This window comes from Arthrobacter sp. SPG23, from assembly GCF_000876655.1.
Classification (GTDB): domain Bacteria; phylum Actinomycetota; class Actinomycetes; order Actinomycetales; family Micrococcaceae; genus Arthrobacter.
This window is the reverse complement of the sequence record NZ_JYCN01000002.1, coordinates 16,080-36,228: the sequence shown is the minus strand read 5'-3', so window position 1 is coordinate 36,228 and position 20,149 is coordinate 16,080. Positions and strand designations below refer to the sequence as shown.

The 20,149-nt window shown below is 66.1% G+C and carries 16 protein-coding genes; 11 read left to right on the top strand and 5 right to left on the bottom strand.

All coding sequences use genetic code 11. From position 1 onward, the window contains the following. The 4 genes from TV39_RS01030 to TV39_RS01015 form a co-directional block, all read right to left on the bottom strand. Complete coding sequence (locus TV39_RS01030) at positions 1-1,008, bottom strand: oligopeptide/dipeptide ABC transporter ATP-binding protein (RefSeq protein ID WP_043477095.1); 1,008 nt, start codon at positions 1,006-1,008, stop codon at positions 1-3. Continuing rightward, positions 1,005-3,020, bottom strand: a complete 2,016-nt coding sequence (locus tag TV39_RS01025; RefSeq protein WP_052500448.1) for a dipeptide/oligopeptide/nickel ABC transporter permease/ATP-binding protein — start codon at positions 3,018-3,020, stop codon at positions 1,005-1,007. The genes TV39_RS01030 and TV39_RS01025 overlap by 4 nt, the downstream gene beginning before the upstream one ends. Then, positions 3,017-3,970: an ABC transporter permease gene (locus tag TV39_RS01020; RefSeq protein WP_043477093.1), complete on the bottom strand. Its 954-nt coding sequence runs from the start codon at positions 3,968-3,970 to the stop codon at positions 3,017-3,019. The genes TV39_RS01025 and TV39_RS01020 overlap by 4 nt, the downstream gene beginning before the upstream one ends. Positions 3,971-4,047: 77 nt before the next feature. Next, positions 4,048-5,601 (bottom strand): ABC transporter substrate-binding protein, encoded by a 1,554-nt coding sequence (locus tag TV39_RS01015; protein WP_043477091.1) that lies wholly within the window; start codon positions 5,599-5,601, stop codon positions 4,048-4,050. Between the two features lie 295 nt (positions 5,602-5,896). On the opposite strand from TV39_RS01015, the gene TV39_RS01010 reads away from it, so the two are divergent. Next, positions 5,897-7,195 (top strand): glycoside hydrolase family 1 protein, encoded by a 1,299-nt coding sequence (locus tag TV39_RS01010; protein WP_043477089.1) that lies wholly within the window; start codon positions 5,897-5,899, stop codon positions 7,193-7,195. A 124-nt stretch (positions 7,196-7,319) separates the two neighbouring features. Here the strand turns inward: TV39_RS01010 and TV39_RS01005 are convergent, their stop codons facing one another. Continuing rightward, positions 7,320-8,354 carry a LacI family DNA-binding transcriptional regulator gene (locus TV39_RS01005; protein WP_043477087.1) on the bottom strand — a complete coding sequence of 345 codons (1,035 nt, stop codon included), beginning with the start codon at positions 8,352-8,354 and terminating at the stop codon, positions 7,320-7,322. Between the two features lie 425 nt (positions 8,355-8,779). Between TV39_RS01005 and TV39_RS01000 the strand changes: the two genes are divergently transcribed. From TV39_RS01000 to TV39_RS00955, 10 genes are all read left to right on the top strand, one after another. Then, entirely contained in the window at positions 8,780-9,976 is a 1,197-nt protein-coding gene (locus TV39_RS01000) for an extracellular solute-binding protein (protein ID WP_235347230.1), read from the top strand. Positions 9,977-9,982: 6 nt separating this feature from the next. Further along, positions 9,983-10,885, top strand: a complete 903-nt coding sequence (locus tag TV39_RS00995; protein WP_043477085.1) for a carbohydrate ABC transporter permease — start codon at positions 9,983-9,985, stop codon at positions 10,883-10,885. After that, positions 10,885-11,790, top strand: a complete 906-nt coding sequence (locus TV39_RS00990; protein WP_043477082.1) for a carbohydrate ABC transporter permease — start codon at positions 10,885-10,887, stop codon at positions 11,788-11,790. The genes TV39_RS00995 and TV39_RS00990 overlap by 1 nt, the downstream gene beginning before the upstream one ends. A 12-nt stretch (positions 11,791-11,802) precedes the next feature. Then, entirely contained in the window at positions 11,803-12,996 is a 1,194-nt protein-coding gene (locus TV39_RS00985) for a Gfo/Idh/MocA family protein (protein WP_043477079.1), read from the top strand. A 38-nt stretch (positions 12,997-13,034) separates the two neighbouring features. Beyond that, positions 13,035-14,039, top strand: a complete 1,005-nt coding sequence (locus tag TV39_RS00980) for a sugar phosphate isomerase/epimerase family protein (RefSeq protein ID WP_043477076.1) — start codon at positions 13,035-13,037, stop codon at positions 14,037-14,039. A gap of 52 nt (positions 14,040-14,091) precedes the next feature. Further along, the gene (locus tag TV39_RS00975) at positions 14,092-14,790 is read left to right on the top strand and encodes a ThuA domain-containing protein (protein WP_043477073.1); all 699 of its coding nucleotides are present in this window, start codon (positions 14,092-14,094) and stop codon (positions 14,788-14,790) included. Then, positions 14,775-15,902, top strand: a complete 1,128-nt coding sequence (locus tag TV39_RS00970) for a Gfo/Idh/MocA family protein (protein WP_043477070.1) — start codon at positions 14,775-14,777, stop codon at positions 15,900-15,902. Before TV39_RS00975 ends, TV39_RS00970 begins: the two co-directional genes overlap by 16 nt. Positions 15,903-16,033: 131 nt before the next feature. Continuing rightward, entirely contained in the window at positions 16,034-16,888 is an 855-nt protein-coding gene (locus TV39_RS00965) for an IclR family transcriptional regulator (protein ID WP_043477067.1), read from the top strand. A gap of 22 nt (positions 16,889-16,910) precedes the next feature. Continuing rightward, positions 16,911-18,551 carry a carboxylesterase/lipase family protein gene (locus TV39_RS00960; RefSeq protein WP_043477064.1) on the top strand — a complete coding sequence of 547 codons (1,641 nt, stop codon included), beginning with the start codon at positions 16,911-16,913 and terminating at the stop codon, positions 18,549-18,551. Positions 18,552-18,609: 58 nt separating this feature from the next. Continuing rightward, a complete protein-coding gene (locus TV39_RS00955; protein WP_235347229.1) occupies positions 18,610-20,145 on the top strand; it encodes a glycoside hydrolase family 43 protein in 1,536 nt (511 codons plus the stop codon). The last annotated feature ends 4 nt before the right edge of the window (positions 20,146-20,149 follow it).

Here is a 20,149-nt window from a genome sequence, read left to right as displayed (position 1 = left end):
TCAGGCGTAGTGGCAGGCGACGTCGGATGCGCCCACCTTGCGCAGCGCGGGCCGTTCAGAGGTGCACAGTTCCGTTGCCAGCGGGCAGCGCTGGCTGAAGGGACAGCCGCCCGGCGATACCGCCACGGCGGCGGCAGTACGCACACCTAGGGCTTCGCGCGCCGCCCGACGCTGGGCCTGTTCCGCGGGCCTCGGCACCGGTGAGGCAGCCACGAGGGCCTGCGTGAACGGGTGCTTGGGCGCCTCAGTCACTGCGGCCGCGGGTCCGCTTTCCATCACCTGGCCGCGGTACAGGACCACCACCCGCTGGGCGAGGAACTGGACCACCGAAATGTCGTGGGCGATGAACAGGTAGCTCAGGCCGCGCTCGTCCCGGAGGTCGGCAAGCAGGTTCAGCACCTGCGCCTGGGTGGAAAGGTCCAGGGCGCTGACCGCCTCGTCACACACCACCAGCCGGGGGTCGCAAATCAGGGCACGCGCCACCGCGATGCGCTGGCGCTGGCCGCCGGAGAACTGGCTGGGATAGCGGTCCACGGCTTCGCGGGGCAGGCCCACGCGTTCCAGCATGGCTTCGGACTTCTCCCGCGCCTCCGCGGCAGTAACTCCGCGGAGCCGGAGCGGTTCCGCCAGCGAAGCACCGACGGTCTGCCGCGGATTCAGCGAGGAGTTGGGGTCCTGGAAGACGGCCCGCAGTTCGCCGCCCAGGGCACGGCGCTTGGCAGCACCGGCGTGGGTGATGTCCTCGCCCTGGTAGGCGATGGTGCCGCCTGCACTCTTCTGGAGGCCGAGGATCGCCTTGCCGATGGTGGACTTTCCTGAACCGGACTCCCCCACCAGGCCGACGGTCTCGCCGGGGAGGATGCTGAAACTCACCCCGTCCACTGCTGCCGGCACGGCCGCAGCCTTCCGCCCGCGGCCATAGCGGACCACCAGGTCCTTGACTTCCAGCATGGGCTGCTCCGGCGCAACTGCCGCCGTGTCCTGCCGTTCCGCCGTCTCGATGCTCATGCCAGGTCCTTTTCAACGATTTTCAGTACTCGGTGCGTGGGCACTTCGGTGGCAAGCCACTCCAGGCCTTCCACGGCCAGTTCGTCGGCCTTGACGCAGCGGACCAGTCCCTCCTCGGAGCCGGAGGCCAGCAGCGGCACCGGGGTGGCGCAGGCCGATCCGGCGAACTGGCAGCGGGCCGCAAAGCGGCAGCCGGCGGGCCAGTCCTTGGGCTGCGGGACCTGGCCGCTGATGGTGGCCAGCCGTTCAGGCATGTCAGCCGCGGAGTTGGCGTGCGGGTCCGCGGCAAGGAGGGCCAGCGTGTAGGGGTGGCGGGGGTTGTCCAGGATGTTGGCGGTCCGGCCGCTTTCCACCACCTGGCCGGCGTACATCACGGCGACGTTGTCGCAGATATCCGCCACGACGCCGAGGTCGTGCGTCACCATCACCACAGACATGCCGGTGTCCTTCACCAGCGAGCGGAGCAGGGACAGGATTTCAGCCTGGACCGTCACATCCAGCGCGGTGGTGGGTTCATCGGCCACCAGCAGCCGCGGCCGGCCCGAGAGGGCCAGGGCGATGGCCACGCGCTGGGCCATGCCGCCGCTGATCTGGTGCGGGTAGGTCTTGAGGATCCGTTCGGCATCCACAATTCCCACCTTTTCCAGCAGGCTGAGGGCTTCATTCCGGGCCTCTGCCTTACCCGTTTTCCGGAGCCGCCGGATGGCGGCGGTGAGCTGGTAGCCCACGGTGAACATCGGGTCCAGGGCCCGCATGGGTTCCTGGGAGATCAGCGCGATGTCCCGGCCACGAATGCCTTCCATGTCGCGTTCCGTGGCGGCAGCCAGGTTCTTGCCGTTCCACAGGATCTGCCCGCCCGTTACCGAGACGCCGGAGGGCAGCAGTCCGAGGAGGGACAGCGCGGTCATGGTCTTGCCGCAACCGGACTCGCCAACGAGCCCCAACACGGTCCCCTGCTCGACGTCGAACGAGACGTCCGTGACCAGCGGAGTTCCGCCGTCGACCCCTATACAGAGTCCGCGGACGCTCAACTGGCCCTTGGCCGCTGCGTCGTGGGTCCCCGCGGCAGCCACGGGGGCGGCTCCGACTGCAGCCACAACACTGGCGCGCCGGCGGCGGGCCGCCGCTGACGGCAGGTGGGAGGAGGTGGCGTTGGGCGTTTTGCCCAGGGCGTTGCCGATCGCGTTGGCGGCCAGGACAGTCAACGCCAGCACGGCTCCGGTGGGGACCATCAGCCACGGGGCATCGTAGACGTGCTGGGACGCGCCCTGGATCATGCCGCCCCAGCTGGGCTGCGGGATGGGCGGGCCGAAGCCGATGAACGCCAGACCGGCCTGGATGAGCATGCCGACGGCGAAGATGAGGGCGGACTGCACCACGATGGTGTTGGTCAGTCCGGGCAGGATGTGACGGAGGCTGATGCCCGGCGTGCTGACGCCGTCAACCTTGGCGGCGTCCACGTAGAGCTGGGACTGGAGGGACTTCGCCTGGCCGAGCATCACGCGGTAGATGCCGGCGGAGATGAGGACGCCCAGGATGGCCATGATCAGCGGAATGTTGGTCCCCACTGCGCCGATGACGGCCAGGATGATCACCGTGCCGGGCAGGGACATCATGATTTCGGTGACGCGGCTGATGACCGCCTCAACGCGTTCGCCGGCGGCGGCCGCCAGCATCGCCAGGACCGTTCCAAGCCCGACGCCGACAATCACGGTGATCAGTGAGGTTCCGAGGGTGCCCGCGGCGGCAGCGAAAATACGGCTCAGGAGGTCCCGGCCGAGTTCGTCCGTGCCGAGCCAGTGGGCCGCGGTGGGGCCGGACAGCACGGCGGTGAAGTCCTGGTCTTCGGTCTTGTACGGCAGCCACCACTGGGCTGTCAGCGATGCGGCCACGATGGCCGCCAGCCAGATGACGCCTGCCACGCCGCCCGGGGAGGCGAAGAGGCGGTGGGCGGAGAACCGGGCGAGGGCGTTCTTGCGCTGGAGCGGGGCGGGAGCGACGGAGGGGATCATGAGGCACGCAACTTCGGGTCGAGGAACTTGGTGGCGAGTTCCAGCACCAGGTTCACAGCCACCACCACAACAGTGGCGATGACCACCACGCCCTGGACGGACGGGGCGTCGTGGGTGCTTACGGAGTTCTGGACTGCCTGGCCCAGGCCCGGCATGGCGAACAGCTGCTCCGCGATGACCGAGCCGCCGAACAAACCGATGAACTGCAGGGCGATGCCGGCCACGATGGGGAGGCTGGCGTAGCGGAGGGCGTGGACGTAGAGGATCTTCCAAGCGGGCGTGGCTGTGGCACGGAGCGTACGGATATGTTCCTGCTGCAGCGCCTCAAGCATGGAAGCCCTGGTTTGACGGGCGATGAACGCCGCACCGCCCACGGCCAGGGTGATCACCGGCAGCGCCAGGGACATGGCCCAGTCCTGCGGGGAAACCTCGAAGGGAACGTAGCCGGTGGCTGGAAAGACCGAGGACTGGACGGCGAAAAGGTACACGAAGATGATGCCGATCCAGAAGGACGGCAGGGCTACTGCCAGACCGCAGATCCCGCCAACGATCCGGTCCACAATGCCTCCCCGGACTGCGGCGGTCACGCCGAGGACGATCCCCAGCGCAGCGCTCAGCCCTGTCGCTCCGGCTGCCAGCGACGCGGTCACCGGGAGCCGGTTGGCCAGGTCAGCGGACACGGAGCGGCCGTCGATGAGGGAGATCCCGAGATCGCCCTGGACCGCACCACCCAGCCAGCCGAAGAACTGGACCAGCAGTGGATCATTCCAGCCGAGGCGCTGGTTGACCTCGTCGATGGCCTCCTGGGACGCGCCGGCTCCGAGCGAAACAGCTCCGGGGCTGCCTGGCATTGCGTGCACCAGCAGGAATGCCAGCACCGCAACCACCAGCACGGTGGCGAGCGCCATCAGCAGGCGCTTGGAAATGAATAGTGCCATGGTGACCTCCATCGGTCAGGACCTGCCGGGGCTGCCCTCCGTTGCATGGAGGGCAGCCCCGGCAGGGCCGGTGAGTAGCTGGCCGGGTATTAGCTGGCCGGCTTGTAGGACGAGAGCAGCGGGTAGGCGTTGGTACCGGCGAACTCCACCTGCTTGATCTTCTTGGTGTTGTAGCCCTGGTTGGTGAGTGACTCGTAGAGCGGGATCATCCAGCCGGATTCCACCAGGCGGGTGTTGAGCTTGGTGAGGGCGGTCTTCTTCGCGGCGTCGTCCTTAGCGGCTGCGGCCTCGCCGGTAGCGGCCGTCAGCTGCTCATCGGTGGCTTTCTGCACATTGGTGAAACCGTTCAGGACCACGCCGTACATCAGGCCAACCGGGTTGTCCCAGCCGAGCGCGGCGTAGCCGAGGGGTGTGGTGGCGACTGCCGCGAAGGCTTCATCCGTTGAGGCGGCCATCTTGACGTTCATTTTGATCCCGACGGCGGCCAGGTCCTTCTGGACGGCCTGCAGGTCCGTCTGCGTTTCAGCGCTGCCAACAATGGTGAACTCAAAGCCGTCGCTGTAGCCGGCCTCGGCCAGGAGGCTCTTGGCCTTCGCCGGATCATAGGCGAACTTGGTGTTCAGCTCTTCGGTGAAGCCGGCGGAATCCTTGGGCAGGGCGTTCCAAGCGGGGATGTCACCCTTGTGCAGGGCGTCCACCAGTGACTGGCGGTTGATGGCGTACTGGAACGCCTGGCGGACTTTCTCGCTGGCGAAGGCCGGGGCGGTCTTTCCGGTCTTGTCGAAGGAGACCATGGTGTGCAGGGTTCCACCGATCTGGGAGACGCCGAGGCCCTTGGACTTTGCGAAGTCCACCGTGGGGGAGGTGAGCATGGCGACGTCGGCCTGGCCGGAGACGAGGGCGTTGGCACGCGCCTGGGGATCCTGGATGACGCTGAAGGTGACCTTGCTGAAGGCGTATTTTGAAGCGTCCGGGCTCTTGTCGTTCTTGACCAGAACGTACTTGTTGCCCTTCACCGTGGAGGGATCCAGGGTGTACGGGCCGGAGCCGTCCGGGGTGGCGGCCAGGCCGGCGGTGTCCGCGACGCCGGTCTTGCCGACGATCATGCCCATGGTGGCAGTGAGGTTCTTTTCAAAACCCGGCTGGGGCTTCGCAAACGTGAGGGAGACCTGGGTGGGACTGACGACGTCAACCGAGGTGATTTCCTGGGCGCCGCCCTTGGCGACCGCCGAGTAGGCACTCAGCGCCGGATCCGTGCGGCGGTCAAAGTTGGCCTTGACCAGGGCTGCGTCCAGGGTGGACCCGTCCGTAAAGGTGACTCCCTCCTTGAGGGTAAGCGTCAGGACGGTGTTGTCCGCGTTGTAGCTGAACTCCTTGGCCAGGCCTGGACCGGCGGATCCGTCCGGCTGCAGGGTCATGAGGTTGTCGTAAAGGCCTTCAAAGAACTGCCGCTGGGCGTCGGCAACACGCAGCGGATCAAACCCGAACGAGGCAGAATCGCTATCGATGGCGAGCGTCAGGTTGCTGGTGTCCGCTTTGGCAGTCGCCTGGCTGGAGCCGCCGCAGGCGGTCAATGATCCCAGGAGGAGCGCTCCGGCCAGTACGGCGGAGCTCCCGCGTGCGGTGGAGTTCAGAAGTTTCATGTAGTGCGCCTTTGCATTCTGATGTGACAACGGAGGGAAGCAGTTGTGGGGGCCAGGCGTGTGGCCGCCGGCTCCCCTCAAGCATCAGTGGCGGCTGTTTGCTGGAGACACGAGGATTTCATTGGTTGAAATACTTCTGTGGTGGCCGTCACGGAGGAGGCGCTTGGCGGACCAGGTGCTTCGGCGAGGAGTCTTCCAACTAATGAAAGTGCCGGTCCCGCCGACCGGCTCGACCGCCGAGGATGGACAGTCAGCCCATGCACAGCCGCTTGGCGCTTGCATCGAAAGGAACCAGATGACCGACTCTTTTGCCTTCCCGCAGGATTTCCTCTGGGGCGTCGCCACGGCAGCCCACCAGGTCGAAGGAAACAACGTCAACAGTGACTGCTGGTTCCTGGAAAGGCTCCCCGGCACGATCTTCGCCGAACCGTCCGGGGACGCTGTGGATCATTACCACCGGTACCGCGAGGACATCGCCCTGATCGCCGGCCTGGGGTTCACCAGCTACCGCTTCTCGCTGGAGTGGGCACGCATCGAGCCCGAAGAAGGCTGTTTCTCGGTGGCGGAGCTCGACCACTACCGCCGCGTGCTGGAGGCCTGCCACGAGCACGGGCTTACCCCGGTGGTCACATTCCATCACTTCACGTCGCCCCGGTGGCTCCTGGCGGCCGGCGGCTGGGAGGATTCGCGGACGCCCGGACTGTTCGCCCGCTACTGCGACCGCGCCATGAGGCACCTCGGCGACCTGATCGGTGTGGCCTGCACCCTCAACGAAGCCAACCTCCCGTGGCTGCTGAAGGAACTCGGCCTGGGCGGGGAGGCCGCCGAGCAACGTGGAGAAGTGCCGATGTGGGCGGCCGCGGCAGACCGGCTCGGGATCGATCCGAGCCGCGTGGCACCGTTCCAGTTCACGGTTTCCGAGGCAGGCTTCGATATCAAGCTCGCAGCACACCGCGAGGGCACGGCCGCCATCAAGGCAATCCGTCCGGAACTCCAGGTCGGCTGGACCCTGGCCAACACTGACATCCAGGCAGCCGATGGCGGACAGGACCGGGCGGACCGGATCCGTCGTGAGGTCAACGAACGCTTCCTGGTGGCTTCCCGCGGCGACGACTTCGTGGGGATCCAGACGTACGGCCGGACGGTGTTCGGGCCGGACGGCGTTGTACCCGCTCCCGAGGGGGCCGAGACCAACCAGATGGGCGAGGAAATCTACCCTGAGGCCCTCGAAGCGACCATCCGCGAGGCAGCCCGAATCGCCGGGATTCCTGTCATGGTCACGGAGAACGGCCTGTCCACTGACGACGACGCCCAGCGCGTGGCCTACCTCCGCACAGCGGTAGCCGGCGTGGCGTCCTGCCTGGCTGACGGCTTAGACGTGCGCGGCTACATCGCCTGGACGGCCTTCGACAACTTCGAGTGGATCTTCGGCTACGGTCCGAAGTTCGGCCTCATCGCGGTGGACCGGACCACGCAGGAACGGACCCCAAAGGAAAGCGCGCACTGGCTCGGCAGGCAGGCACAGGCGCACGCGCACGCGCAGGCGGCGCAGCGTGAGGTGACGCCGGCCAGCAAGACAGTGCAGCCTGCCTGACCGGATCGGCGCACCCGCCCGGCCCCTGGTCCGACGCCATTTTGGTTGACGGCCAGGGGTCCGCTCCGCGGGTTCTTCCCTTTCGAGAAGACTCCGCGGGTTCTTCCCTTTTGAGAAGGTGAACTCAGGCCGCCGGCGGAGCCGTGGAGTCACGGACAATCACCTGCGTGGCCAGTTCGACGCGCCGGGAGTCCAGAACCTCCCCGCGCGCCTGGCGGAGCAATGCCCGCAATGCAGCCCGCCCCATTTCCTCCAGCGGCTGGGCCACGGAGGTTAGGGCCGGGACAGACTCCTCACCCTGGGTTGTCCCATCGAAGCCAATGAGGCTCATGTCTTCCGGAATCCTGATACCCTGACGGGCTGCTTCACTCAAGACGCCCAGTGCGATGCTGTCGCTTGCGGCAAAGATGGCTGTGGGCCGTTGATCAAGTTTGAGCAGTGCCTTCAGCCCGGCCGTTCCGCTGTCTCGCCGGAACCTGCCGCCGGAAATGACGTACCGGGGGTCGACCGGTACGCCGTGAGCCGCCAGCGCGGCCATGTAGCCGTGCAGCCTTGCCTGGTTGCACTCGGCCCGCTCTATGCCGCCAATGTAGGCGATCCTCCGGTGCCCCAACTCCAACAGGTGCTCCGTTGCCGCCTTGCCGCCTGCCCAGTTCGTCGCTCCTACGCTGACCACGTCCGCCGGGGGCGGATTGAGCGGGTCGATCACGACGACGGGAACCTGGCGGCGCCGGAACGCGTGCAGTTGAGCCTCACTGAAGGCTGATGTCACCACTATCATTCCCGCCCGGCCCTCGTCTATGATTCGCTGGGCGCGGCGCTCCGGGTTGCTCTGCCTTGAGGTTGCCGGACCGGTGGCGCTCACCAGGATTTCAACATCGGCTCCAGCGGCGAACTGCAATATCCCGTTCAGGACCTCCACCGTGTAGGCCGCGGTGAGCACGTCGACAACCACCTCAACCACCGTGCCGGCCTTGGTGGCGGAGCGGCGCTGCAGTGGCGACTGGTACCCCGCCTGCTCCAGAGCGGCAAGAACGCGGGCGCGCGTTTCCGGCGCCACGTCCTCACGGCCATTCACCACCTTGGAGACCGTGGGGGTTGAGACCCCGACCTGCAAGGCGACAGCTGCGAGGGTCGTCTTTTCCACACGCGCGTTCATGACCAAGGAATAATCCCGTCTTATCGAAACATTTCGCTTGCTCTTATCTTGACTTCCGATTTGGGCATCGTCAACCAGGCGGGGTGGATAAGCAGCAAAACCGAGCAAGAAATTCCTTGACTGTGATCCGGGCCACCGTTAGATTTGCTTCACCGGTCGCAAGGTTTCGAAATGTTTCGAAGATTGTCAGTGCGACCACGGACCAATTGATCAGGGCACTCCGCCTCGAAGCAGAGAACGGCTGGCCCTCGTCACACGTTACCGGGACCCAGCGTTGAGCCCGGACGATGAACGGAAACGAAATGAAAATTCGAAAGTTGCGCTCGGTAGCCTTGGCAGTTTCCGCCGCCGGAGTGGCACTAAGCCTCGCCGCTTGCGGTTCTTCTGGTCCTGCCGGGTCAAACGCCAGCAGTGACTCTGCCAGCATGTGGGGCCTTACCGGCGGTAACCAGCCGGTACTGCAGAAGTCGGTGGACGACTGGAACCAGGCGAATCCGGACAAGTCGATCAAACTGGACTTCTTTGCCAATGATGCTTACAAAACCAAGGTCCGAACCGCCGTCGGCGCCGGCGAAGGTCCCACGTTCATCTATGGCTGGGGCGGCGGAGTGTTGAAGTCCTATGTGGATGCCGGTCAGGTGGAGGACCTGTCCAGCTTCGTCAAGGACAACCCGGGAGTGAAGGACCGTTACCTTCCGTCCGTGCTGAAGAACGGCGAAGTGGATGGCAAGACCTACGCCCTGCCGAACAACAACGTCCAGCCGGTAGTCCTCTACTTCAATAAGGAAGTATTCGACAAGGTCGGTGCGCAGCCGCCCAAGACCTGGGAGGAGCTGATGGCCCTCGTGCCGAAGTTCAAGGAAGCAGGCGTCGCGCCGTTTTCGCTCGGCGGACAGTCGAAGTGGCCGGATCTGATGTGGCTTGAGTACCTCGTTGAGCGTATTGGCGGCCCCGACGTCTTCGCAAACATCGCAGCCGACAAGCCCGGAGCCTGGTCCGATCCTGCCGTGAAAGAGTCGCTGACCAAAATCCAGGAACTGGTGGACGCCGGCGGGTTCATTAACGGCTTCTCGTCCGTTGCCGCTGACAGCAACGCCGACCAGGCACTGATGTATACCGGCAAGGCAGCCATGATCCTTCAGGGCGGCTGGATCTACCAGGGCATGAAGAAGGACGCCGCCGACTTCGTCAAGAGCGGCAAGCTCGGCTACACCACCTTCCCCACCGTTTCCGGCGGCAAGGGGGACCCGGCCAACGTCGTGGGCAACCCTTCCAACTTCTGGTCCATCTCGGCTAAAGCCACCGACGCGCAGAAGAAGGCCGCCCTGGACTACGTCAAGGACGGCATGTTCACTGGCGCCAACACCGACGCTTTGATCAGCTCGGGAGCCGTGCCGGTGGTCACAGGTATCGAAAGCAAACTCGAAGCTTCCCCGGACAAGGACTTCCTGACCTTCGTCTACGGCATGGCCAAGAACGCGCCCAACTTCACGCTCTCCTGGGACCAGGCCCTCAGCCCGGCACAGGGCGATGCGATGCTGTCGAACCTGGACCAGATCTTCCTGAAGAAGATCAGCCCGGACCAGTTCATCACCACCATGAACGCCACGATCGGGAAGTAAGAGACCGTGACATCTCTTGGTTCTGCTAACCGGGGGGTCCGCGACGCGGGCCCCTCGGGGTGGCTCGCGGCCCCCGCACTGTTCTTCTTCCTCGCGTTTGCGGTCGTCCCGCTGATCGGCGTCGTCTTCCTCAGCTTCACGAGCTGGAACGGGCTGGGCGAGATCAAGCTGGAAGGCCTGTCCAGCTGGACCACGGTCCTGACGGATCCGGTAACGGGCAACGCCCTGGTGGTGACCGCCAAGGTCATGTTCTTCTCATTTATTGTCCAGGCACCGGTCAGCCTGCTGCTGGGCGTCTTCACCGCGGGCGGCCAGAAATACCGTGCCGCCCTGGCCGTCCTCTACTTCCTTCCGCTGTTGCTGTCCTCTGCCGCGGTAGCGATTGCCTTCAAAGCACTGCTCGACCCCAACTTCGGCCTGGGTCCCGGATTTCATCTGCCAATCCTTGCCCAGGACTGGCTCGGGAATTCCGATCTGGTGCTGTTCGTGGTGGTCTTCGTGATCGCGTGGCAGTTTGTTCCTTTCCACACGCTGATCTACCAGGGCGGCGTTCGACAGATTCCCACGTCGCTGTACGAGGCGGCGGAAATTGATGGCGCAGGACGCTTCCGCCAGTTCTGGAACATCACCCTGCCCCAGCTGAAGTACACCGTCATCACATCCTCCACCTTGATGGTGGTGGGAAGCCTGGCCTACTTCGACCTCATCTTCGTGCTCACCGGCGGCGGACCGGGCTACAGCACCCGGCTCCTCCCGCTGCATATGTACCTGACGGGCTTCAAAGCCAATGACATGGGAGCGGCCAGCGCACTGGGTGTCATGCTCATCGTCATCGGCCTGGGACTGGCGCTCCTGTTGCAGCGCCTGGGCGGCAAGAACCGCAACGCTAGCCAACTGGAAGGTGCCTGATGGCGTCCACGACTCAACTCCCGGTTCCTCCTTCCTCGGCCACGGGCAGTGTCGCTGAAAAGCCTGTCACCCGCACCAAGGGCCCGGGACGGCTGCGGCCAAACCTTTTGGGCGGCCTGGGCGGGTGGCTCTGGCTGGCAATCATCATCGTCCCGATCTACTACGTGGTGATTACCAGCTTCAAGAACCAGGCCGGATTCTTTACCTCCAATCCGATGCTCCCGGCCACGGAGCCAACCCTGGACAACTACAAGCTGGTGCTGGAAAACAACTTCGTCACGTACTTCACCAACAGCCTCATCGTCACCCTCGGTACGGTGCTCCCTGCCCTGCTGGTGTCCTTCATGGCTGCGTACGCCATCGTCCGGGGCAAGGGACGGTTCCTGAGCCTGACGAACAACCTGTTCCTCCTTGGCCTCGCCATCCCGCTTCACGCCACCATCATTCCGATCTACTGGATGATCACCAGGGCCCACCTCTATGACACACTGCTGGCACTGATCCTGCCGTCCGTGGCTTTTGCCATCCCGGTCAGCGTCCTCATCCTGTCCAATTTCATGCGGGATGTGCCAAACGAACTGTTCGAGTCGATGCGGCTGGACGGCTGCTCCGACTGGGCCATGATGTGGCGCCTTGCCCTTCCCATGACCAAGCCGGCTGTCATCACGGTGGGCATCTATAACGCCCTGCACGTCTGGAACGGCTTCCTCTTTCCGCTGATCCTGACCCAGAGCCCCGCGACCAGGGTCCTGCCGCTGTCGCTCTGGACGTTCCAGGGAGAGTTCAGTGTGAACATCCCGGCCATTCTGGCCTCCGTCGTGCTGGCGACCCTCCCCCTCCTGGTGATTTACGTCGTCGCCCGCCGCCAGCTGCTCAGCGGCCTCACCGCCGGCTTCAGCAAGTAGAAAGGAACTCCGGTGACGAATCACAAACCCCTGCGGGTCGGCATGGTGGGCTACGCGTTCATGGGTGCAGCCCACTCCCACGCCTGGCGCACGGCGCCCCGGTTCTTCGACCTCCCGCTGCAGCCCCGGCTCACCGCCGTTGCCGGCCGGAACGCCGACGGCGTGCGGGCCGCTGCAGACAAGCTGGGCTGGGAATCGGTTGAGACGGACTGGCGGCGCCTGATCGAACGCGACGACATCGACCTGATCGACATCTGCACACCCGGCGACACCCATGCCGAGATTGCGATCGCCGCCCTTGAGGCCGGCAAGCACGTGCTGTGCGAGAAGCCGCTGGCAAATTCCGTCGAGGAAGCGGAAAGGATGACTCTCGCGGCGGAGACTGCTGCCAAGCAGGGCATCCTCTCGATGTGCGGCTTCAGCTACCGCCGGACTCCCGCCCTGGCACTGGCGAAACGGTTCGTCGAACAAGGCAGGCTCGGCGACCTCCGGCACATCCGTGCCCAGTATCTGCAGGACTGGCTCTCCGACGAGAACGCCCCCATGACCTGGCGGCTGGACAAGGCCAAGTCCGGGTCCGGCTCCCTGGGAGACATCGGGGCGCACAGCATCGACGCTGCCCAGTGGGTCACCGGACAGAACATCACCGGCGTCTCGGCATTGCTGGAGACATTCGTCCCGGAACGCCCCCTTGCCGGGGACCTTGTGGGCCTGGGCGGACACGGCGACCTCAGCAGCGACGCACCCCGGGGACGTGTCACCGTGGACGACGCGGCGATCTTCAGCGCAAGGTTCGACGGCGGAGCTACTTCCGCGGGTGCGGTCGGCGTCTTCGAGGCCACCCGTTACGCGCTGGGCCGGAAGAACGCCATGCGCCTGGAACTCAACGGAACCCGGGGCTCACTTGCTTTCGACTTCGAGGAAATGAACGTCCTGTCCTTCTACGACGCAGCCGAATCCCCCGACGCCGGATTCCGCCGGATTATTGTCACCGAGCCGGAGCACCCGTACGTCGGGAACTGGTGGCCCACCGGCCACGGACTGGGGTACGAACACGGCTTCACCCACCAGGTAGTGGACCTCGTCACCGCGATCGGTGAAGGCCGCCAGCCGGTACCCTCTTTCGCCGACGCGTTGCAGGTCCAGCGGGTCCTGGCGGCGGTGGAGTCCAGTGCGGCCAACTCCAGCCAGTGGCAGAAAGTCTGAGCCGGCCCGCCCGGAGACAGCACAACCAAGGAAACCTGATGACACGACCAATAACGCTTTTTACCGGCCAGTGGGCCGACCTGCCGTTTGAAGAGGTGGCCCGGCTCGCCGGCGAATGGGGCTTTGATGGACTTGAGATTGCCTGCTGGGGCGACCACCTGGACCCGCGCCGCGCAGCGGAGGACGATAACTACCTCCAAGGCCGGCTGGACATCCTGGAGAAGAACAACCTGCAGGTCTTCGCAATCGCCAACCACCTCACCGGCCAGGCCGTATGCGACGACCCCATCGACGAACGCCACCAGGGCATCCTGTCCGCGGAAATCTGGGGAAACGGCGAAGCTGAAGGGGTGCGCCGCCGGGCCGCGGAGTCGATGAAAGACACCGCACGGGCAGCGGCCCGACTCGGCGTGAAAACCGTGACAGGGTTCACCGGATCCTCCATCTGGAAGGCGGTGGCGATGTTTCCCCCTGTCTCTGAGGCAATGATCGACGCCGGCTACCAGGACTTCGCGGACCGCTGGAACCCCATCCTGGACGTCTTCGACGAGGTGGGGGTCCGTTTCGCCCTGGAGGTCCACCCGTCCGAAATCGCTTACGACTACTGGACCGCCAAGCGCACCCTGGAGGCGATCGGGCACCGCAAGGGCTTCGGCCTGAACTTCGACCCGTCCCACTTCATCTGGCAGGACCTGGACCCCGTCATGTTCCTGCAGGACTTCGCGGACCACATCTTCCACGTACACGTCAAGGAATCGGTCCGCCAGCTTGACGGGCGCAACGGGCGCCTCGGCTCCCACCTGGCCTGGGCAGATCCCCGTCGCGGCTGGGACTTCGTCACCGCCGGGCACGGCGACGTCCGGTGGAACCGGATCTTCCGGACCCTGAACGCCATCGGCTACGACGGGCCCACCAGCATCGAGTGGGAGGACGCGGGCATGGACCGGCTTGTCGGCGCACCACAGGCGCTGGCCATGGTCAAGGAACTCGCCCGGATCGCCCCGCCGGCAGCCGCTTTCGACGCCGCATTCTCCAGCCGCTGACCCAGACTTTCCGGCCCCCACCGGCCGGCAGCCAAACAAAAGGAACCCCGACATGACAGAACGCAAGAACGCCCTGGTGGTCCGCGGCGGCTGGGACGGCCACCAGCCGTACGAGGCCACGGAGCTCTTTATCCCCTTCCTCACGGACAACGGCTACGACGTCCGCGTGGAGGAATCCCCCAAGGTGTACGCCGATGCCGATTACATGGCAGGGGTGGACCTGATCATGCAGTGCATGACCATGACCACCATCGAAAAGGACGAGTTCGCCGGGCTGCGCGCCGCCGTCGAAAACGGCAGCGGCCTGGCCGGCTGGCACGGCGGGATCGCCGATTCCTACCGGAACAACTCCGACTACCTTCACCTGATCGGCGGCCAGTTCGCCTGCCACCCCGGCAAGCACGCTGACGAGTGCATCGGGGAGCAGTCGGACAACTACGTGCCCTACACGGTCACCATGCTCCCCGCAGCGGCGGAGCACCCCATCACCAAGGGGATCAAGGACTTCGACCTCGTCACCGAACAATACTGGGTGCTCTCGGACGACTACATCGACGTACTCGCCACCACCACCCAGAAAGTCCGCGAGTGGGACCCATGGAACCGTGAAGTCACCTCCCCGGCCATCTGGACGCGGCAATGGGGCACGGGCCGGATCTTCGTCGCCACCCCCGGACACCGTGTCGAAATCCTCCAGGACGCCAACGTCCGCACCATCATCGAAAGGGGCCTGCTGTGGGCAAGCCGTTGAAAGTAGGAATCGTCGGCTGCGGCGCCATCATCGCGCAGTACCTCACTAATTTCCGCACGCTCAAGGACATCGAGCTGGTGGCCGTCGCGGACCTGGATCCGGCGCGCGCCCAGGCGGTGGCAGAACAGTATGAGGGTGTTCGGGCCGTATCCGTTGACGAGCTCCTCGCAGCGGACGACGTCGAACTTGTCCTGAACCTGACCATCCCGGCCGCGCACGCCGAGGTGGCCCTGAAGGCCATCGCGGCGGGCAAAGGCGTGTACGGCGAGAAGCCGCTTGCCGCCACCACTGCGGAGGCACGCCAGGTGCTGGACGCAGCACGCGAGGCAGGCGTGGCGGTCGGCTGCGCTCCCGACACCGTCCTCGGCACGGGCATACAGACCGCCCGCAAAGCGATCGATGACGGACTGATCGGCGCACCCATCTCCGCTTCTGCCACCATGGTGACACCCGGCCACGAGCGCTGGCACCCGAATCCGGACTTCTACTACCAGCCCGGCGGCGGTCCCCTCCTGGACATGGGCCCCTACTACGTGACCGCCTTGGTAACCCTGCTGGGTCCCGTCGTCTCCGTGGTGGGCGCCGCGAGCCACACCCGCAATGAACGCACCATCGGCTCCGGGCCGCGCCAAGGCGAAAAGGTCCCCGTAGACATCGACTCCCACGTCACCGGCGTCCTGGTCCATGCCTCCGGCGCGCTGTCCACCCTCTTTATGAGCTTCGACGCCGTGAAGTCCAAGTCGCCGAACATCGAGATCCATGGGGAACGCGGGTCGCTTGTGGTGCCGGACCCCAACCACTTTGATGGCGAGGTCCACCTGTTTTCCCTGGGCGCGGACGCCTGGGAGACCCTTCCGGTGTCCGCCGGGTACGTGGACTCCGGCCGCGGTTTTGGCATTGCGGACCTGGCTTCCACCCCGGAGGGAGCCGAACCCCGGGCGGGCGGGACCCTGGCCTACCACGTCCTTGAAGTCATGGAATCAGTACTCGAATCCGCCCACAATGGCTCGGCAGTACGCATCAACAGCACCGTGGAGCGGCCGGACAGCGTCGAGTTGACCATCCTGGCGGACGGGATGGACAGGCTCCAGGCGCAGGAGGCCGCTTCCTAGCAGTTTGCTGGTCAATGCCGGGCAGGTTCGCGGAGGACGCTACCTGCCCGGCATTGTGCTGACTACTGGTTTCATTGGTCGAAACACTAAGGTGGTGGGGGTCACTGTCGACGACGAAGGAACGGTGTGACATGACAGCAGTCCCGAACGGGGATCCGAACGGCACCGGACAGGTCATCACCGCTCCTGCGCGCGGCAAGAGGCCCAAGCAGGGCGAACCGGTGATCGACCGCGCGTTGAGCCTGCTGGCCGTGTTTACGGACCGGCGCCGGGCCCTCACGCTGTCCGAGATGGCCCGGTACGCGGACATGCCGGCGCCAACGGCGCTGCGGCTGATCGCCCGGCTGGTGGCCTGGGGTGCGCTGGAAAGGCTCGACGACGGGCGGTACGTGGTGGGCGTGCGGCTCTGGGAAGTTGCGTCCCTGTCACCCCGCGGACACGGCGTGCGCGAAATCGCCCTGCCGTACCTCGAGGATCTCTTCGAAGTAACGCGCCACCACGTGCTGCTGGCCGTGCGCGACGGGAACGAGGCCGTGCTCATCGAGCGGCTGTCCTCCAAGGAGGCGACGGAGGTGGCCTACCGGGTGGGCGGACGCGCGCCGCTCCGGTCTACCGCCGTCGGACTGGTCTTGCTGGCCGGCGCGGACACGGCGTTCCAGGACGCCGTCATCCGGCAGCCGGCCGACGTGGAAGCCGGCGTGGACGCCATGCCGGAGGGGCAGCTCAGGCGCACCCTCTCCGATGTGCGCCGCACGGGCGTGGCCATGATCAGAAGGTCAGCACCTTCCCGGACGGTATCCGTGGCCTCGCCGATTTTCGACGCCCAGGGCGCCGTCGCGGCCGCGCTTTCGATTGTGGTTCCGGACGGCGCCACTCCCCCGAACGTGCTGGCGCCGGCGGTCCAGGCCACGGCAAGGGCAGTGTCCCGAAACCTCGGGTTCAAGGCCGAGGCCAGCGGCGGCGTGCGGCACCAGGCGCAGCCGTGACCTCGCCAGGGGTGACGTTGCTGTGAGCCTTGCCATCACTCCCGACGGCCGGATTCTCGGCAGGGCCGATACTGTGGACGGCCGGACGCTGCACCGCTTCCTGGGAATCCCCTACTCGGAATCCCCTTCCGGGCAGCAACGCTTCCTGCCGCCCGTGCCGGTGCGCCCTTGGGATGGCATCCGTGACTGCACGGCGCCGGGCGCCATGGCGCCGCAGAACCCGGACCCGTTCCTGCCGCCGTCGGACGGTTTCGCGGAACTGTGGGACGAGGACAGCTGCCTCAACCTCAATGTGTGGACCCCCGGCGCGGACGGCGCCGCCCGGCCGGTGATGGTGTGGGTCCACGGCGGCGGGTACGTCACCGGTTCCAACAACGGCGGACTGCACGACGGCGGCAGGCTGGCTGCCGCGCTGGGCGTGGTGGTGGTCGCCGTCAATTACCGGCTAGGAGCACTGGGCTTCCTGCATCTTCCGGAACTCCTGGGTCCGGAGTATGCGGACTCCTCCAATTCGGGGCTCCTGGACATCCTGGAGGCGCTGGGCTGGGTCCGCCGCAACATCGCGGCGTTCGGGGGCGATGCCGCCAACGTGACCCTTTTCGGCGAGTCCGCAGGTGCGGCGGCCGTGGGCACGCTGCTGGGCATGCCGGCGTCGGAAGGACTGTTCCGGCGCGCCATCATGCAAAGCGGCACCGCCGAGCGGGTCCGGACTCCGGAGGCGTCCCACCGAATCACGGAGGAATTTCTGGGGCACTGCGGGCTGGACGCCTCCAGCGCCGCAGAACTGCTGACCCTGCCGGTGGACCGGCTGCTGGCAGCGCAGGAGGCGTTGGGCAAGGCGGCGGCCGCTGAAACCTTTGGTGTTCCCCTGCCGTTCCAGCCCGCCACCGGCACGCCGGCGGTTCCTGAGCCGCCGCTGGACGCAATCCGCCGGGGGCTCAACTCGGGGGTGGACCTATTGGCCGGCACGAACCTCAACGAGGGTTCCTTCGCCGTGGAACTCCGGCCCGCGTCACCGTCGGATCCGGCCGAGCTCGCTGACCGGGTGGAACAGATGATGGCGGAACGCAGCGGCGATCCGGGCGGGGATCGGGCCCGCTATGGGGAAGCACTCGCTGAAACCCTGGGCACAGCGCCCACCGGGAAACAGCTCCTGGAGGCCTACCTGTCCGACGTGCAATACCGGCAGCCCACCACCAGGCTCCTCGACGCCCGCAGCGAGTCGACGGGGAGGAACTTCAGCTACCTCTTCACGTGGAGGAGTCCGGCCATGGGCGGCAAGCTGGGCTCGTGCCATGCACTGGAGATTCCCTTCGTGTTCCGGCAATTGGACTCGGCGGAGGCTGCGTACCTGACCCGGGGGAAGGCGCCCGAAGAGCTGGGCGGGTCCATGAGTGCGGCCTGGGCGGCCTTTGCCGGGTCCGGTACACCTGCGGCACCGGGGCTGCCGCCCTGGCCCGAATACCGGGATCACACCGGGGCCCGGGATCACACGGGGGCGCGGGATCACCGCGGAGTCCGGCCGACGATGGTCCTCGACGCCGAGCCGCGGGTGGAGTCCGATCCCCGGGGCAGGCTCCGCGAGTTCTGGGCAAGCCACGGCGCTGGTCTTCCAACCATTGACAAACCCGGTTCGGCTGCGGACACCGGGGACGTAGCGTAGGGACTCCCCGCCTAACGAGGACGGGAAGTGAACACGTTGCTACGGACGGAGCTTTGGTTTGGTTGACAGTGCAGTCGAACTGGCGCGGCCAGCCACATCCCCGGCCGCCGCCACACCGGTCATTCCGGGCTTCTACCCGGACCCCACCGTCTGCCGCGTGGGCGGGGACTACTTCCTGGCAACATCCAGCTTCGAATACTTTCCCGGAGCGCCGGTCTTTCACAGCCGGGACCTTGTCACGTGGGAGCAGATCGGGAACATCCTCACCCGGCGGAGCCAGTTCGCTGCAGGCGACCGGCGCCCGTCAGGAGGCATCTTCGGGTCCACCCTCCGGCACCACAGCAACAGGTTCTGGTTTGTCACCACGAACATGAGCGATTTCGGCGGCGGCCACTTGCTCATGCATGCCAGCAGCGCGGCGGGGCCGTGGAGTGATCCGGTCCAGATACCCGGGACGCTGGGCATCGACCCGGACATGGCGTGGGACGTGGACGGCAACTGCTACCTCACCTGGGTGGGCTTCGGCCCCGGCGAGAACGAGTCGGGGATCGTCCAGGCGCGGCTGGATCCCCTGGCGGGACAGCTGCTGGAACCTCCCCGAAAGGTGTGGCAGGGAACCGGGCTCGCCTTCCCCGAGGGCCCGCATCTTTATGAGCGCGGCAACTGGTGGTATCTGGTCCTGGCCGAGGGCGGTACGGAACGGGGCCATGCCGTATCCGTCAGCCGGAGCAGCTCGCCGTCCGGTCCCTTTGAGCCCTTTCCGGACAACCCCGTCTTCAGCCACCGCAGCACCGCTGCCACGGTACAGAATGTAGGGCACGCCGACCTCGTCGAAACGGCCGACGGCGGTTGGGCGGCGGTCTATCTGGGCGTCCGTCCCCGGGGCGTGGTTCCGGGCTTTCACGTCCTGGGGCGGGAAACCTTCGTCGCCGGCATCACCTGGGACCAGGACTGGCCACGCTTCGACGAGGACCGGTACCGGGTGCCCGCTGGCGTCACATCCTTTTCCGACGACTTCTCCGCGAAACGGCTCCACCTGCGGTGGGTCTCGCCCGGAAATGACCCCGCGTCGTTCACTTCCCCCGCTGCCGACGGACTGCTCATCAGCAGAGGCGAACCCGGTAAGGCACCCGTGCTGGCCACCAGGGTGAGGGACCTTGCGTGGACCACCCGCGCAACGTTCCGCCTTTCGCCAGGCGCGGTGGTGAGGCTCGTCCTCAGGATCGACGACTCCCACTGGTACGCGGTTGAAGCCTCCGAACACGAAGTCCGGGCCGTGGCGCGGATCGGACCCCTGCACCAGGTGCTGGAAACGGTCCCGCGGAATCCGTCCGGCTCGGCCTCGACGGGCACCGTGCAGTTGGAGATTGCCTGCACGGACGCGCCGTTTGCCGGCCAGCCCGGCAAGAACACCGGTCCGGACGAAATCCTCCTCCGCTTTCGGCAGGACGGCCGTGCGGTGACGCTGGCGCGGCTGGACGGACGGTACGTGTCCACCGAAGTCGCCGGCGGTTTCACCGGACGCGTCGTCGGAGTGTCCGCGCCCAACGGGAGCGCAGTCGTCGAGCGGTTTGACTACGACACGGCCCCGTAAGGGC